Origin of the sequence: Frigoribacterium sp. MCBA15_019 (assembly GCF_001864945.1) — a bacterium.
Classification (GTDB): Bacteria; Actinomycetota; Actinomycetes; order Actinomycetales; family Microbacteriaceae; genus Frigoribacterium.
Genome location: NZ_MJGS01000001.1, coordinates 402,018 through 415,789, shown reverse-complemented (window position 1 = coordinate 415,789; position 13,772 = coordinate 402,018). Strand labels below are relative to the sequence as shown.

Here is a 13,772-nt window from a genome sequence, read left to right as displayed (position 1 = left end):
CGATCTCTCGGAGCCAAAGCTTGGATGGGTCGTTCAGGTGCCCCGCGGTCCGATGAGGGGTTCGGAGCCGATCACTTCCAATAGGGCGAGGTTCTCAGCGTCTCGGGAGCCCGCTGGTGCGGTGTAGAGCACGAGGTGTTGGTCCCGCTCGGTGATGGCTAGGGAGTCGCAGTTGACGGTGATCGGTCCGGCCGGTGTGTGGCGGAAGGTCTTCTGCAGGGGCGGTGGTGTCTGGACGTCGTGTCGCTCCCAGAGCTGTGCGAACTCGGCGCTGCCGGAACGGAGGTCGTCGATGAGATCGCGGACGCTCGGGTCAGATGGGTAGACAGCCTGGGCGCTACGGAGTTGGGTCATGACACCTTCCCGGAATGCGGCCTCGTCGGAGATCCCGTAGATCGCCTCTGACTGCTGCCCACCGTTGAGGAAGGTCTTCCTCGCGAGGTTGCGATCGCGGGGAACGAGCAGGGAGAAGTCCTCCATGAGAGCTGCCGCCAGGTCGTTCCAGGCGAGCACTTCGAAGGTGGCCGAGAGGACGATTCCGGCGGTGTGGGGGAGTCGTTCGAGCAGGGTCAGGATGCTCGGCCGTACGTCGCGACTATGCAGTCCCGTCGGAGTGGGGGCGGTGCCGGCCAGCCGGTGGAGGTGGTCGGACTCTTCGGGGGTGAGACGCAGTGCGCCCGCGATGCCTGCGAGGACGACGGCTGAGGGCCGAGGCGCGCGGCCCTGTTCGAGTCGGGCGTAGTACTCGGCCGAGAGGTGAGCGAGGACGGCGACCTCCTCGCGCCGAAGACCTGGAGTCCTTCGCCGAGACCCAGACGAGAGGCCGACGTCTTCGGGGTGGAGACGCTCGCGGCGACTCCGGAGAAAAGCTGCGAGCTCACCTTTGTCCATGCCGCCATTCTCCGCCCGGTCAGGCCGCGGACCCTCGTACCGTTTGTGCCTGGATGCGGATTCCGGAGGCGAAGACGCTCATCACATGACGAATAACAACGAGAACATGCCGGTCGGCCTGCTGACCGGGAAGGTCATCTTCATCACCGGAGCCAGCCGCGGTATCGGCGCCGCAGCGGGCCGTCTCTTCGCGAGAGAGGGAGCATCTGTCGTGCTGGCAGCCCGCAGCATCGGGGCGCTCGACGCCCTCGTCCGCGAGATCCGCACCCAGGGTGGCACGGCTGACACCGTCGTGATGGACCTCGCAGATCGAGCCAGCGTCCGCGCGGCCATCGATCGCGTCGAGGAGCTCCACGGACGCCTCGACGGGGCATTCAACAACGGCGGCGTGAACCAGCAAGAGACCGGTCCGCTCGACACCACGTCTGACGCCGACATCGACGAGCAATTCGCCGTCAACTTCCGCGCACACTGGGTCGCGATGGTCGCCGAGGCGACCCTCATGCGGAAGTCAGGCGGCGGCGCGATCGTGAACACCTCGAGCATCGGCAGTCGACGTGCTGTGCCGCCGCTGCCGGCGTACGGGGCCATGAAGCGGGCACTGAACAGCATCACGGAGACCGCGGCGGTCACCTGGGCTGCCGAAGGAATTCGGGTGAACGGCCTGATGCCCGGTGGAACGGCGACCGAGATGATGGACGAATGGGAGAGGAAAAGCCCAGGGATCATCGAGGCGAACAACGCAGCCAGCCCCATCGGCCGCATGGCAACCGCTCTCGAAGTCGCCGAGGTCGCGGGGTTCTTCCTCAGTGATCGCGCCTCGGCGGTGACAGGTGCCATCGTGCCCGTCGACGGCGGCGCCGGCGCCTGAGACGGGGACGCGCACTCGTCCTGCGGCCGCACCTGAGTGGGCCTGTGGCCGTTCTCGTGGACAGGATGAGGCGATGACAGAGCTGCAGGGCGCCGCCGTGGTCTTTGCGCCCCTGTTCGCGATCTTCGGGGTCTGCTTCATCGTGTTCCACCAGCACATCTCCGACGCCGCTCGCAGGGCCTACAAGGATCAGGGGCGGCGGATCGGCCCCCAGACCCAGTCGCCAGGGCTGATGATCGTCGGCGGGATCGGCATGCTGATCATCTCGACGGTCATCGTGCCCTACGCCTTCACCAACGTTTTTCCACCGCCTCCTCCGCAGTAGCTCTCGACGGGAGCGCTGCCCGATAGCCGATCGGCTGCCGGACTCCTAGGGTGGGCGCATGAGACCCGAGAGAGAGCGACGACAAGGCAACGTGGCCCTTGTTGCGGCTCTCGTCGTCATTACGGCCGGGGCCGCAATTTTGGTTTGGTTCGTCAATTCGACCGGAGGGGTCAGCGCGCTCTGAGTCAGCTCGCGTTCCCCCAATATCTCAGTCCCGAACGCACCCGGTAGCGGACTGGGAAACGAGACGCTTGGCGAAGGCGCGGGGCAGCAGCACACTGAGGCGGTGATCTATTACGTCGCACCCTTGGTGCTCGGGGCATCGTTCGTGGGGCTCTGCTTTGTTCTGCGCGGAGAGCAGCGGTCTCGTCGGCGCAAGTAGATCTACGGCCCACTGCCCGATAGACGATCGATTAGAGGACGCTTTCGACGGGATCAGGGGGTGTCGGACGCCTGGTGATCGCTGTGCCAGCGGAACTCGGCCATGAATCGAGACAGGATCGGCACACGGATCAGCGCTCGATAGATCGCAAATCCGCTGACACCACCGAGGGTGTTCCAGATAAAGTCGTTGATGTCCGCCACGTGACCTCCGGAGAACAGCTTCTGCGTGACAAGTTGCAACACCTCGATCGTCAGGCTGACCGCCGCCGCGGTGAGAAGCACTTTCCATCCGGAAGGGCGGCGCATGACGAGTGGGATGAGGATGCCCAGCGGGATGAACACCACCACGTTGGTGAGTGCGTCTCGGAGTTCGTAGTCGTGGAACGGAATCAGCGCCAGTGCCGGCGACCACAACTCGCTGCGCGGGGCCGGGTCGAGGAAAATTGGAAAGACCGTGTTTGCGACGATTCCCGCGGCGTAGATGGCGATAGCGGCCGCGATGGTAGCCCGCGGCCATGTAAATCGCTGTCCTCGTGTCAGGAGAAACAGTTGGGCGGCGAACACGATGATGCCGAAGGGAATGGCAATCGGCAGGGCAGGGACTTCGCCGAACGGGTTGGGAGACATGTTGCGTGAAGCCTAGTGACGCTAAGCCGCTGCGGCGGATTGACGTCGATCGTCCAATAGGGGATCGCTCAGCGACATTCCTGGTTCTCGGCGCTATTCGTTCGGTCCGGCGTATGCGTGGGGCCGGTTCAGCGCGGCTTGCGTCGGGGAGGACTCGAGCCGCCGTGCATGCGCCCCGGTCCCCAGGGATTCAGCCGGTGTCGGTGATCGTGCCGGCGACGGCTGCGACCTTCGCTGTTCACAAAGGCCACGGTGGAGCTGGCCGATCGCGATCCCGAGGTCGCCGAAGCCGCTCGTTGCGCCTATCGGCACCTCGAGGACGAGTACGCCGGGTGCATCGAGCAAGCGCAGACAGCCGGGGAAGTGGACGCGACTCTCGACGCCCGGGCCCTGGCGACGTACTTCGTGGCGGTCACTCGCAGCATGGAGGTCCTCGGCACTGCCGGCGCCGACCGGTCGGTGCTCCTCGGTGTCGGCCGAGCGGCGTTCACCCTGCTCACTTGAAGCGCGAGGCAACCCAGACCCGGTCAAGTGCTTGTAGCGACCACGCTGGAGGTGACCGACAGGAGGTGGGCCGAAACTCGACGGGAAACCAGGGCGCTCGTCGAGCGCGACCTCGACTTCGTCCATCGGTGTGCCGTCAGGCCAGGCTCTGGAGCTACCTGTGCTGGTGGCGTCCCTGCGCGGCGATGGTCATGAAGCTCATCGCAGCCAGGACGATGGTGACCCCGACTGCCGCGACGGTGATGGCGTCGGGGTGGATGACCGATTGTCCCCGCAACGCCTGCCACAGGGCGATCGCGGTGACGGCAGCGTACGTCGCTCCGGCCGCGACGACGATACGGAGCCGATCGGCCTCACTGAGCGCCCGGGGGAGCGTGATCGCGAGGATCGGCAGCACCTGCAGTGCGTGCATGCCGATGAAGTGGGACACGCGGAGATCTCCGTGGGCGGTGTTCCAGCCGAGGAAGAAGATGCCGCCGGTCGCGTCGTCACCGCCCACGGAGTGGGAGCCGTAGGTCGACGATGTCGGGTCGGCCAGCTGGGCCGCAGTGGGGATCACCATGAGGAAGCCCACGGACAGGCCGACCAGGGCGATGATCAGTCCGAGCCTCAGGGACCACGCCAGCGCCCTGTCCTCGATCCGGGAGAACATGGCCAGGAAGGCTCCGATGACCAGTGTCGCGCAGTACATGAGGGTGACCCCACCGGCCATGAGCTGGTAGAAGAGCTGGTTCGTCGGAGTCGAGACGTTGAAGTGGCTTCCCACGCCGCGAACCACTTGGATCGAGATGACGACGATCTCCAGGAGGGAGGCGGCTGCGCCGATGGTTCCGGCCCACCAGCCGATCCGACGCAGGACAGGCCGCTGCACCATCGAGAGCATCCACGCAAGGGTAATCGCGTAGAGCGCGAGGGAGATCGAGAACTTGAGAGGTTTGGCCCAGATCGGGTCTCCTGCGAATGTCCGCGGATCGAGGATCAGCCCGACGAGGCACACCACAGCCCAGAGGCACATCACTGCGGTGAAGGCGACGAGAGGTCGGTGCCATCCGCGTACAGCGGTCCAGAGTGCGCGGGGACGGTCCTGGACGAGGCTCACGGGCGGGTGCCCGCTGCTGTCATCCGCTCGGAGATCGACCAGAGTCTCGCTGCGGTCTCCGGGTTCCGTGCCTGCTTCGACTGGCTGATCACCTCGGCCCCGCCTCGCATGTGCATCATCCGCTGGGGTCCGACGAAGGTGCCGCCGGGGAGGTCAGCTGAGGCGGCGAGCAGCGACGGCAGCGCACCGTCTTCCGGCTCCTGCCCCAAGATCGGGACGAGCCGGTCCCAGAGGTTGGGGCGCTGACCGGCCGGCCGGTCGTAGATGGCTGTCTTGACCAACCCCGGGTGGGCGGCCAGCGCCCGCACTCGAGAGCCCGACGTCCGCAGCCGCCGGTCCAGCTCCGACGTGAACAGCAGGTTGGCGAGCTTGGAGTCCGCGTACGCCCGGCTCGCCTGGTACGGGCGTCGGTGCCAATCGAGGTCGTCGAGGTCGAGACGAGCCATCCGTTCCGCCTGGGACGCGACGGTGACGACGCGGTCGGTGATGTGCGGCAGGAGCAGCGTCGTCAGGAGGAAGTGCCCCAGGTGGTTCGTGCCGAACTGGAGCTCGTGACCGTCGGCCGTCCGCTGGAGGTCCTTCGACTCGACGCCTGCGTTGTTGACGAGGATGGCGATCGGTTCGTCGATCCGGTCTGCGAAGTCGGGCACCGTCTCAAGCCGCGCGAGGTCGAGTGGCAGGACGCGGTGCGTTCCCGGAGTGCCGGGGAGGGTCGCTGCCATGGCTTGCCCCTTCTCCTGATTCCGGACAGCGAGGATGATGCGTGATCCGGACTCGGCCAGGGCGACCGCGGTCGCTCGGCCGATGCCGCTGGTGCCGCCGGTGATGATGACGGTCTCGTTGGTCGGTGCCTGGCCTGCTCTGGTGTCGTCCATGCCCCCAATGTAGACACCGGCCACATTGTTGTCAACGTCTACACTGTTCGGATGGCACAGCAAGCACGCTCCTACCACCACGGGTCGCTGCGTGAAGAGCTCGTCCGCGAGGGGCGCGCGCTCCTGATCGAGGAGGGGCAACAGGCGGTGACGGTGCGAGAGCTCGCGCGCCGCGTGGGCGTCAGCCATGGTGCGCCGCTCCGTCACTTCCGTGACCGGGACGCCGTCCTCGCCGCGATCGCCGCGGACGGTTTCGACGAGCTGCGTCGCTATCTCGAGGCCGCGCGGCAGGTGGGCACCCTCGAGCGCCGGCTCACGGAGTACATCCGCGCTCATGCTCGCTTCGCGCAGCACAACGGCCCCCTGATGCAGCTGATGTTCGCGTCGACCGACGACGGCACGAATGCGGGGCGCGACCCCGAGGCGCAGTCCTCGGCCGAGCGCTTCTTCGCAGTGGGCGCGGAGCTGCTTGGGGAGAGCAGTCCGGAGTCGATGGGCCCGATGCCGTTCCTGGTCGCGGCGACGACAGAAGGCATCAGTGCCTTGGCCGCCACCGGCCGGCTTCCCGAGGATCGCGTGGACGAAGTCGTCGTCGCCGCGGTGCGGGCGCTCCTGCCGCAGATCGAGCAGCAGCTCGGAACGGCCGCCCAGGGACCGGTCACCGCCCCCGACGGGTGAACCGGGACCGGCGCGCTCGAGTCGCGGCAGGCTCGGTGCCGCGAACGCGATGAGGGGCCCGGTCGCCCGGGCCCCTCATCCTGTGACATGCGGTACTAGACGCGGCCGAGCATCGCTTCGTTGAGGATGGTGCCGCCGAGCATCCAGCCGCCGTCGGCGACCTCGTCGAGGATGACGAGGGTCGTCGGGCGTGCTCGTTCTCCGTAGACGTCGACGATGGCGTCCGTGACGGCGTCCTGAAGCTTCTTCTTGGACTCAGGCGTGAGGGTGTCCGCGGGGACCTTGAGGTTGGCGAAGGGCATGGTGGTTCCTTTCGGTGGTGGCCCGGACGTTCCGGGGGTCAGAGGGCGGCGTTCGAGGGCAAGAGATCCTCGATGCCGACGCGGCGGTAGAACTCGGCACGGATGCGGTCGGCGACCGCGGACACGACTTCGCTGCCGTCGCGGGACGGGTCGACGTGCGACCGGAACGGGCGCGTCCCCTGGGGCAGGCCGACCAGACGCACGATCTCGTCGGCGACGTCCTGCACGTCGGCCTCGGGCGGCACGATCGCGGCGAGGCGATCGGTCAGCTCGCGGCGGAGCGTGCCGTACTCGGCGTCGTGGTCGGTCACCCGCGCCTCGTCCACCGGGGTGGTGGCGTTGGTGAAGTGGTTCGTGCCCGAGGTGAACGCCCCGGGGACGACGATCGAGCTGTCGATGCCGAACCGGATCGTCTCGGCCGCGTAGCTCTCGGCGAGGGCGTCCATGCCGGCCTTGGCGGCGAAGTACGGGGCGAGGAACGGAGGGTGCCCGCCGCGGGTGGAGGAACTGCCCACCCACACGACGAAGCCCGAGCGCTGGGAGCGCATGTGCGGCAAGACGGTGCGGGCTACCCGGTGGCCGCCGACCACGTTGACGTCGTACAGGGACGCGAACTGTTCCGGCGTGAAAGCCTCAGCGGCACCGAAGGCCATGTGGCCGGCGTTCTGCACGACGGCGTCGATGCGGCCGTACGCCCTGATGACGGTGTCGACCGCAGCGTCCACGGATTCCTGCGACTGGACGTCGAGCTCGACGGCGCCGAGCCTCAGCCCCTCACGAGAGGCGAGGTCGGCCAGGGCGTCTCGATGAGCCGAGTTCCTCCCGTCAATGGCGCGCATGCCCGCTGCGACGACGTGGCCTGCGCGTGCCAGCGATTCTGCCGTGAGTCGACCGAATCCTGTCGAGGCGCCGGTGACGAGGATGACCAGTGGCGCCGTCATCAGACCATGCCGCCGTTGACACGGATGGTCTGGCCGTTCACCCAGCGCCCGTCCGGCCCTGCAAGGAACGCCACCACGCCGGCGATGTCCTCCGGGGTGCCGAGGCGCTCGAGCGGCGGGACCTTGGCCAGGGTGTCGATCTGCTCCTGCGTCTTCCCGTCGAGGAAAAGCTCCGTCGCGGTCGGGCCAGGAGCGACGACGTTCACCGTGACGTCCCGGCCACGGAGCTCCTTCGCCAGGATCAGCGCCATGCCCTCGACCGCGCTCTTGCTCGCGACGTAGGCGCCGTAAGTGGGGAACTGCGTTCCGACGACGGATGTTGACATGCCGACGAAGGCACCCCCGGAGCGCAGTCGACGTGCTGCCTGCTGTGCGACGACGAAGGTGCCGCGGACGTTCGTCCTGTGCAGGGAGTCGAGGGCGTCGAGGTCCTGCTCGGCGATGGTCGACAAGCCGAGGCGTCCGGCCGAGTGCACCACGACGTCGACGCCCCCGAAGTCGTTCGCGACCCTGTCGAAGATCGCCGCCACGGCGTGCTCGTCGGCGACGTCGGCCTGCACAGCGACGGCATGGCCGCCGGCGCTCGTGATCTCGTCGAGGGTCGCGGCGGCCGCGGTACCCCCGCTGGCTGATGCGACGACGACGGTGAACCCGTCACGGGAGAGTCGGGTGGAGACGGCGCGGCCGATGCCGCGGGAGCCACCCGTGACGACGGCGACGCGCTGGGGATCAGTGCTCATGGTCTGCCTTTCGTTGCTATTGGTCGGCAATTTCGCCGATACGCAAGAACTATCACAGATACTACAAGTGATAGCAAGTGCCCTAGGGTGGGGGCATGATCCGATCCGACGACGACCTCCGGAGCGCCCTGCTCGCGGCAGCCGAGGAACGACTGGTCGCCGCGTCTGACGGCGAGATCGCCACACGAGCGGTCTGTGAGGCTGTCGGTGTGACCCAGCCGGTGCTGTATCGGCTGTTCGGCGACAAGCGGGGACTCCTCGACGCCCTGGCCGAGACGGGCCTGCAGCGCTACGCCGCCCGCAAGGCCGAGCTCGAAGCCACCGACGACCCGGCGGCGGACCTGCGCCGCGGGTGGGGTGACCACCTCGACTTCGCGAGGGAGAACCCCGCCCTCTATCGCCTGATGTTCGCGCCGCGACCCTGGGCGGGCGGTCGCGCAGCGGACGGTGTGAGGGCGCTGCTCGAGCGGACGCTCTCTCGGTGCGCGGCCGCGGGGCTTCTCCGTCTCGAAGTCGACGTCGCATCGGGGATGATCTTGGCGGCCAACGTCGGGCTCGCCCTCGACGAGATGACGACCGTGCGTCCCGCGCAACGGGCGAATGCGGTCGCCGACGCGCTCCGCGACGCCGTCCTCGGTGCCGTCCTCGTCGCGGGTTCCCCGCCGGCGTCGTTCGACGCTGCCACAGCCGCCCGGCGGCAGCTCCGTGCGCAGCTCGCTGAGGGCGGGCCTGGCGCCCTCCTCCCCGAGGAGTCCGCGCTCATGAACGTCTGGCTCACGCGCCTCGACCGAGAAAGCGACGGCCTCCGGTGATCTCCACGTTCCTCGTCGAACATGCGACCCTTGTTCGCATCGGCTTCTGGGTCGCCGTCGCGGCCGCCACTCTGCTCGCCTGGGTCCTGCACCGGTTCCGGCTTCGGCGTGTCCTCCTCGGCCTCTCGGCTGTCGCACTCGTCGCGGTGCTCGTCCTGACCTTGCTGCCCGACGGGGCTCGGCCCGGCGGTGTCACCTGCACCACACAGTTCAGCGTCCCGTTCCAGGGCATCGAACCGCTCGCCAACGTCGCGATGCTGCTGCCGCTCGTTCTCTTCCTCGGGACGGCGACGAACCGGCCGCTCACAGTCCTCACCGGTGCGGTCGCCCTCTCCGCCGTCATCGAAGTCGTACAGGCCCTCGCACCCGTCCTCGGTCGCCGGTGCGACACGAACGACTGGTTCATGAACATCGTCGGAGCGATCCTGGGCGCGGCCATCGCTCTCGTCATCTGCGCGATCGACCGGCGCCGCAGGGCAACCGCGTCGTCGGGATGAGTCACTGGCCGCCAGCGGTGCGCCCGACCCGCGGCCGATATGCCTACTGGCGATCAGGGCGTGATGTGCACGGGCTCATCGGCAATGGTGAGGATGGTGGTCTTCCCTCTGCAAGCGGGGGCGCTCGATGTAAGAAGCACCTAGTACGGCTCCTTGAAGGTGTCCGATAGGGGATCGTTTGCCGGTCGCTGGGTCATTCCTGGCGGGCTACCGACGCCGCGTACCGCCAGGCCGCTCCTGACGGTCAGCCGGCGATGCGGTCTAGCTCGGTATGCACCGAGAGGCTCGCCCTGCCGCCTCGTGCAGCGCGACCACGCACACTGCCAGCACTAGTTAAAGGTGCCCGGAAGATATCGCTACTGCAGGACCGATGCCCGACAGCCCATCAGCTCGGGGAGGGGCGGGTGTCTCACATGCATCTCGCACATGGGGCACCTTCGGAACGGCCATGCAGGCGAGGGCGCCGTCACCGAGTCTGGAGGTGCTCACGGCCGCAGGACGATCTTTCCGGTGCTGCCGCCGGCCTGGCCGAGGCGGTGAGCTTCCGCCGCGTCGGCCAGCGCAATGGTCCGGGCAATGACGATGCGGACATCCCCGCCTCCCACGAGCGATGCGAGGCGGGACCGAGCCGAGAGGCGGTACTCGGTGCCGGCGTCTTGCCCGGGGCCGTATCCGATGAGCTTGATGCCGGCGCCGAATCGTCGCTCGGACCCCGTGATCGATGCGATGCGCGACCGGTCACCCACGAGTTCGAGCGACACCTCGAGTGCCTCGTTGCTTCCGACGGTGTCGATCGCGGCGGTGACTCCCTGTGGCGCGGCCGCACGAACGCGGTCGGCGAGGCCGTCGCCGTACGTCACGGGGATTGCACCGAGTCCACGCAAGAGATTGTGATTGCGGAGCGCCGCGGTCGCGACGACGTCTGCGCCGGCATGGATGGCCAGTTGGGCTGCGATGAGACCGACTCCTCCGGCTCCCCCGTGGATGAGTACCGTGTCACCGCCAACGACACGGGCGGCGGCGATCGTGTGCATGGCGGTGAGCCCGGCCAGCATCATCGCGCCCGCTTCCTCCCAGCTCACGCCGGCGGGTTTCGGCGTGAGCGACATAGCGGGCACGACGACGTGGTCCGAGTAGGCGCCTGTAACGGGATACACGATGACTTCGTCGCCGACAGCGACTCCCTCGACATCCGACCCGAGAGCCGCGACGACGCCCGCGCACTCGACACCGAGGCTTGGCAGCGGCTCGGACAGGCCCGCAGCATCCCTCTCGTCCTCGTCGACCTCGTGGAACGCACCGCTGTAGAGCTTCCAATCGAGTGGGTTGACGCCGACCGCACGGACTTCCACGACGACCTCGCCTGCGCCTGGGGTGGGGACGTCGACGTCTTGGACGATGAGGACCTCTGGTCCTCCGAAAGCGCGGGGACGGACGATTCTGGACATGGGATCTCCTGTGTGCTGATGCCGCCGCTCGTGCGGTGGCTATTGGGCCGGCGGCCCGTCTCTATGCTCCCTTTCGACCGTAGTTTTGTGAAGCGCAACCTTTGCAACACTGGCTTGCGTCAGACACAATCTGAGCGTGCGCGCCGAACAGCTTGATCTGAACCTGCTCCGAGTGCTCGATGCGCTCATCCGCACGAGCAGCGTCTCGAAGGCCGCCGAGTTGTTGCACCTATCCGTGCCGGCCACCAGCCGGGCGATGCAGCGTCTGCGTGGTGCCATGCACGACCCGATCCTGGTGCGAGCGGGTCGAGGCATGGTCCCGACGCCTTTCGCGACGAGTGTCGGGGCCCGGGTCCGAGGGCTGCTCGAAGAGATCGACCACCTGCGGTCGGACACGATTGGCAGTCCGTCGACGTGGCGTCGATCGTTCTCGGTGCGGATCAACGACGCCTTGACCCCGGTGATCGCACCGCGGCTCACGCGCCTTGTCGCCGCTGAGGCGCCCTCCGTGCAGCTCGCGTTCGTCGGTCAGGACTCAAAATCCGTCGACTCGTTGCGAGACGGAACGCTCGATCTCGATGTCGGCGTGCTCGATGGCAGCCCTGCCGACGTGTACACCTCGGTGTTGTTCGTCGACGTGTTCGTCGCGGTCGTGTCCGCCTCTTCGGCCTTGGGGCGGCAAGAGCGCCTCTCGATCGACGATCTCTGTTCGGTCCCACACGTTTCCGCTTCGCGGAGGGGACTCGATCACGGACCTCTCGACGAGGTGCTCGCACGCACAGGTCGTGCTCGCCGGGTCGTCGCCGTCGTTCCGTCGTACGCAGTCGGTGCGTTGATGGCGCTGGAGGACGACCTCTTGTGCCTTGTTCCTTCGCGATTGGCGTCACATCTCCAGGATCGAGGTGTTCCGCTTCGTGCCCACCAGGTGCCGGCGACCCTCCCAAGCGCAACGGTGGAACAGCGATGGCATCAGCGGGCCGAGGCCGATCCGGCCTCGCGCTGGCTGCGGACCATGATGCGTACGGCCGTCTCGACTCTGCCGCCACCGCGATGACGATGCGGGCGCTGCCTCAGCCCCGCGACGAATGGGACGTGATCGTTAGGAAGTCTTCCTCGGGGATGGTGAACAGGCCGCGGCGGAACGGAAGCCCCCAGTGGTTCGGGTCCGCGACGAAGGACAGCTCGTCGACGAGCGGTTTGGCGTCCACGGGCTGCCAGGGGTGGAACATTGCCGCGAGTCGCCAGGGGTGGAAGTCGTCAGAGACGCGAGCCTGATGGGGCTCGTCCGCAGTGATGGTGGCCCATGCGGTGAACTGTCGGACGGGTGTCCGGTCGACGAGGGTCGTGCGGGGTGAGTAAAAGAGCATCTCATCACCGCGTCGTGGCTGCCGGAGCTTGCCGGCGGCGCCGTGCTCGGCCTGGGTGAAGCCGCCCCTCACCGCTTGCTCGACGTGGTCGAGGGTGACCGCGTTGATCCAGAAGCGCGGTGCGGGCTGGGTGCCGCGGGCAGGGTCGTTGCCCGCAGCGATCCGTGACGTCATGCTGATCGCAGTCCCTCGGTCAACCCGGTCGTAGGTCGTCCCAGGAGGCGGCGGAGGTCGTCCCCAACCCGGGCGAAGGCGCCTGCGGCGATCGTCTCGTCGAGCCCGACGATGAACGCTGCGGCATCGGCGGCCAGGCCGCTGCTCTGAAGCAGGTCGCGCATGGTCCCCGGGCTGACGGGCCGGTAGACCACTTCGCGCCCGAGGACCTCGGACATGGCCTCGGCGATGTCGTCGTAAGAGTAGTCGACGTCCCCGGACAGGCTGTAGGTCCGACCCTCGTGACCTTCCGTCGTCACCACGACCGCAAGTGCTTCGGCCAAGTCCTTCCGGGTGGCCGCCGCCACGACGGCACCGCCCGCGGCGGCGGTCAGGACGCCCGTGTGGCGGGGCCCTCCGAGGGACTGGAGGAAGTTCTCGACGTACCAGGTGTTGCGAAGGACTGTGTGGGTGACCCCTGATGTTGCGAGAGCTCTCTCGGTCGCGAAGTGATCTGCGTTGATGGGGAACTGGTCATCGTCGGCCCGCACGCCGCTGGTGTAGTAGACGTGAGCGGTGTTCGCGGCTCGGGCGGCGTCGATCACCGTCTGGTGCTGGCTCGCTCGGTCGGGGTCGCCGCCGGAGATCAAGACGACTTCGTCATGCAGTGTGACGAGCTCGGCGACACGCGCCGCATCTGACATGTCCACGACCGCCGTTTGGAACCCGGCGGCGTCAAGTGCGGTGAGGCGCTCTTTGTTTCTGCCTGCGGCGGTGACGCTCCCCCGGGGGAGGCCGCGGTCGGCGAGGGCCTCGAGGAGGTGCCCGCCGAGCGCACCAGTCGCTCCGAAGACCAGGATGCTGCGCTTAGGCACGGTCGTGGAGGGTGATGAGGTAGCCGTCGAGGTCGACGAGAGTAAAGGTGCGCCCGAACGGCCCGTCGATCGGCGCGGACGCGATGGGGTGGCCATCCGCCACGAGCGTGTCGTGGATGTCTTGCACGTCGGTTGCGTGCAGCCAGATCGCTGCGCCGATGCCGGGCTGAGAGACGGAATCGAGATCGGTTCCGGGTACAAGGTCTCGAAGTGCGAAGGCGATGGGCTTGGTGTCGAACACCACCGCGTGCGCGGGCCCGGACGGGGACTGGACGAGGCCGAGGTAGCGCTCGTAGAACGCCTGTGCCGCGGCGAGATCGCGGACCTGGAGTGAGATGAAGTCGGGACCGGTGACAGCCATGATGCCTCTTTCGATGTAAGTT

At 67.6% G+C, this 13,772-nt stretch carries 18 protein-coding genes; 7 read left to right on the top strand and 11 right to left on the bottom strand.

Annotated features, from left to right (window positions below):
* Positions 1-33 precede the first annotated feature (33 nt).
* Entirely contained in the window at positions 34-891 is an 858-nt protein-coding gene (locus tag BIV04_RS01990; protein ID WP_071253691.1) for a helix-turn-helix transcriptional regulator, read from the bottom strand.
* Positions 892-997: 106 nt separating this feature from the next.
* Between BIV04_RS01990 and BIV04_RS01985 the strand changes: the two genes are divergently transcribed.
* Positions 998-1,762, top strand: a complete 765-nt coding sequence (locus tag BIV04_RS01985) for an SDR family NAD(P)-dependent oxidoreductase (RefSeq protein ID WP_218141783.1) — start codon at positions 998-1,000, stop codon at positions 1,760-1,762.
* A gap of 73 nt (positions 1,763-1,835) precedes the next feature.
* Positions 1,836-2,087: a hypothetical protein gene (locus BIV04_RS01980; protein WP_071253689.1), complete on the top strand. Its 252-nt coding sequence runs from the start codon at positions 1,836-1,838 to the stop codon at positions 2,085-2,087.
* Positions 2,088-2,522: 435 nt separating this feature from the next.
* Here BIV04_RS01980 and BIV04_RS01975 read toward each other — a convergent pair whose 3' ends face one another.
* Positions 2,523-3,098 (bottom strand): VanZ family protein, encoded by a 576-nt coding sequence (locus BIV04_RS01975; protein ID WP_071253687.1) that lies wholly within the window; start codon positions 3,096-3,098, stop codon positions 2,523-2,525.
* Between the two features lie 252 nt (positions 3,099-3,350).
* Between BIV04_RS01975 and BIV04_RS01970 the strand changes: the two genes are divergently transcribed.
* Complete coding sequence (locus BIV04_RS01970; RefSeq protein WP_071253685.1) at positions 3,351-3,602, top strand: hypothetical protein; 252 nt, start codon at positions 3,351-3,353, stop codon at positions 3,600-3,602.
* Positions 3,603-3,756: 154 nt separating this feature from the next.
* On the opposite strand, the gene BIV04_RS01965 is transcribed toward BIV04_RS01970, so the two are convergent.
* Both BIV04_RS01965 and BIV04_RS01960 read right to left on the bottom strand, forming a co-directional pair.
* Positions 3,757-4,485, bottom strand: coding sequence for a hypothetical protein (locus BIV04_RS01965; protein ID WP_143048507.1), 729 nt, complete (start codon positions 4,483-4,485; stop codon positions 3,757-3,759).
* Between the two features lie 212 nt (positions 4,486-4,697).
* Positions 4,698-5,639, bottom strand: coding sequence for an SDR family NAD(P)-dependent oxidoreductase (locus tag BIV04_RS01960; protein WP_255364110.1), 942 nt, complete (start codon positions 5,637-5,639; stop codon positions 4,698-4,700).
* Between BIV04_RS01960 and BIV04_RS01955 the strand changes: the two genes are divergently transcribed.
* Complete coding sequence (locus tag BIV04_RS01955; RefSeq protein WP_056261578.1) at positions 5,628-6,254, top strand: TetR/AcrR family transcriptional regulator; 627 nt, start codon at positions 5,628-5,630, stop codon at positions 6,252-6,254. The two genes, BIV04_RS01960 and BIV04_RS01955, sit on opposite strands and share 12 nt — an antisense overlap.
* Before the next feature lie 95 nt (positions 6,255-6,349).
* Here BIV04_RS01955 and BIV04_RS01950 read toward each other — a convergent pair whose 3' ends face one another.
* The 3 genes from BIV04_RS01950 to BIV04_RS01940 are packed head-to-tail and all read right to left on the bottom strand — an operon-like array spanning position 6,350 to position 8,237.
* Positions 6,350-6,556, bottom strand: coding sequence for a tautomerase family protein (locus BIV04_RS01950; protein WP_043594869.1), 207 nt, complete (start codon positions 6,554-6,556; stop codon positions 6,350-6,352).
* Positions 6,557-6,594: 38 nt separating this feature from the next.
* Positions 6,595-7,497, bottom strand: a complete 903-nt coding sequence (locus BIV04_RS01945; RefSeq protein ID WP_071253679.1) for an SDR family oxidoreductase — start codon at positions 7,495-7,497, stop codon at positions 6,595-6,597.
* The gene (locus BIV04_RS01940; RefSeq protein ID WP_143048506.1) at positions 7,497-8,237 is read right to left on the bottom strand and encodes an SDR family oxidoreductase; all 741 of its coding nucleotides are present in this window, start codon (positions 8,235-8,237) and stop codon (positions 7,497-7,499) included. The genes BIV04_RS01945 and BIV04_RS01940 overlap by 1 nt, the downstream gene beginning before the upstream one ends.
* A 95-nt stretch (positions 8,238-8,332) precedes the next feature.
* On the opposite strand from BIV04_RS01940, the gene BIV04_RS01935 reads away from it, so the two are divergent.
* Positions 8,333-9,049, top strand: a complete 717-nt coding sequence (locus BIV04_RS01935; protein WP_071253675.1) for a TetR/AcrR family transcriptional regulator — start codon at positions 8,333-8,335, stop codon at positions 9,047-9,049.
* Positions 9,046-9,546 (top strand): VanZ family protein, encoded by a 501-nt coding sequence (locus BIV04_RS01930; RefSeq protein WP_071253674.1) that lies wholly within the window; start codon positions 9,046-9,048, stop codon positions 9,544-9,546. Before BIV04_RS01935 ends, BIV04_RS01930 begins: the two co-directional genes overlap by 4 nt.
* A gap of 485 nt (positions 9,547-10,031) precedes the next feature.
* Here BIV04_RS01930 and BIV04_RS01925 read toward each other — a convergent pair whose 3' ends face one another.
* Positions 10,032-10,994 carry an NADP-dependent oxidoreductase gene (locus BIV04_RS01925; RefSeq protein ID WP_071253672.1) on the bottom strand — a complete coding sequence of 321 codons (963 nt, stop codon included), beginning with the start codon at positions 10,992-10,994 and terminating at the stop codon, positions 10,032-10,034.
* Positions 10,995-11,130: 136 nt separating this feature from the next.
* Between BIV04_RS01925 and BIV04_RS01920 the strand changes: the two genes are divergently transcribed.
* On the top strand, positions 11,131-12,048 hold the full coding sequence (locus tag BIV04_RS01920) for a LysR family transcriptional regulator (RefSeq protein WP_071253670.1): 918 nt from the start codon (positions 11,131-11,133) through the stop codon (positions 12,046-12,048).
* 16 nt (positions 12,049-12,064) lie between these two features.
* On the opposite strand, the gene BIV04_RS01915 is transcribed toward BIV04_RS01920, so the two are convergent.
* From BIV04_RS01915 to BIV04_RS01905, 3 genes are read right to left on the bottom strand one after another with little or no spacing between them, the layout of a single operon-like run.
* The gene (locus BIV04_RS01915; RefSeq protein ID WP_083396054.1) at positions 12,065-12,535 is read right to left on the bottom strand and encodes an EVE domain-containing protein; all 471 of its coding nucleotides are present in this window, start codon (positions 12,533-12,535) and stop codon (positions 12,065-12,067) included.
* On the bottom strand, positions 12,532-13,389 hold the full coding sequence (locus BIV04_RS01910; RefSeq protein WP_071253667.1) for an NAD(P)H-binding protein: 858 nt from the start codon (positions 13,387-13,389) through the stop codon (positions 12,532-12,534). The genes BIV04_RS01915 and BIV04_RS01910 overlap by 4 nt, the downstream gene beginning before the upstream one ends.
* Positions 13,382-13,750 (bottom strand): VOC family protein, encoded by a 369-nt coding sequence (locus BIV04_RS01905; RefSeq protein WP_071253665.1) that lies wholly within the window; start codon positions 13,748-13,750, stop codon positions 13,382-13,384. Before BIV04_RS01905 ends, BIV04_RS01910 begins: the two co-directional genes overlap by 8 nt.
* Between the last annotated feature and the right edge of the window lie 22 nt (positions 13,751-13,772).

What these genes read in the sequence shown, in the direction of transcription:
- BIV04_RS01990 (WP_071253691.1), bottom strand. Translation starts at nt 891, where the DNA reads ATGGACAAAGGTGAGCTCGCAGCTTTTCTCCGGAGTCGCCGCGAGCGT.
- BIV04_RS01985 (WP_218141783.1), top strand. Translation starts at nt 998, where the DNA reads ATGCCGGTCGGCCTGCTGACCGGGAAGGTCATCTTCATCACCGGAGCC.
- BIV04_RS01980 (WP_071253689.1), top strand. Translation starts at nt 1,836, where the DNA reads ATGACAGAGCTGCAGGGCGCCGCCGTGGTCTTTGCGCCCCTGTTCGCG.
- BIV04_RS01975 (WP_071253687.1), bottom strand. Translation starts at nt 3,098, where the DNA reads ATGTCTCCCAACCCGTTCGGCGAAGTCCCTGCCCTGCCGATTGCCATT.
- BIV04_RS01965 (WP_143048507.1), bottom strand. Translation starts at nt 4,485, where the DNA reads ATGCTCTCGATGGTGCAGCGGCCTGTCCTGCGTCGGATCGGCTGGTGG.
- BIV04_RS01955 (WP_056261578.1), top strand. Translation starts at nt 5,628, where the DNA reads ATGGCACAGCAAGCACGCTCCTACCACCACGGGTCGCTGCGTGAAGAG.
- BIV04_RS01950 (WP_043594869.1), bottom strand. Translation starts at nt 6,556, where the DNA reads ATGCCCTTCGCCAACCTCAAGGTCCCCGCGGACACCCTCACGCCTGAG.
- BIV04_RS01945 (WP_071253679.1), bottom strand. Translation starts at nt 7,497, where the DNA reads ATGACGGCGCCACTGGTCATCCTCGTCACCGGCGCCTCGACAGGATTC.
- BIV04_RS01940 (WP_143048506.1), bottom strand. Translation starts at nt 8,237, where the DNA reads ATGAGCACTGATCCCCAGCGCGTCGCCGTCGTCACGGGTGGCTCCCGC.
- BIV04_RS01935 (WP_071253675.1), top strand. Translation starts at nt 8,333, where the DNA reads ATGATCCGATCCGACGACGACCTCCGGAGCGCCCTGCTCGCGGCAGCC.
- BIV04_RS01925 (WP_071253672.1), bottom strand. Translation starts at nt 10,994, where the DNA reads ATGTCCAGAATCGTCCGTCCCCGCGCTTTCGGAGGACCAGAGGTCCTC.
- BIV04_RS01915 (WP_083396054.1), bottom strand. Translation starts at nt 12,535, where the DNA reads ATGACGTCACGGATCGCTGCGGGCAACGACCCTGCCCGCGGCACCCAG.
- BIV04_RS01905 (WP_071253665.1), bottom strand. Translation starts at nt 13,750, where the DNA reads ATGGCTGTCACCGGTCCCGACTTCATCTCACTCCAGGTCCGCGATCTC.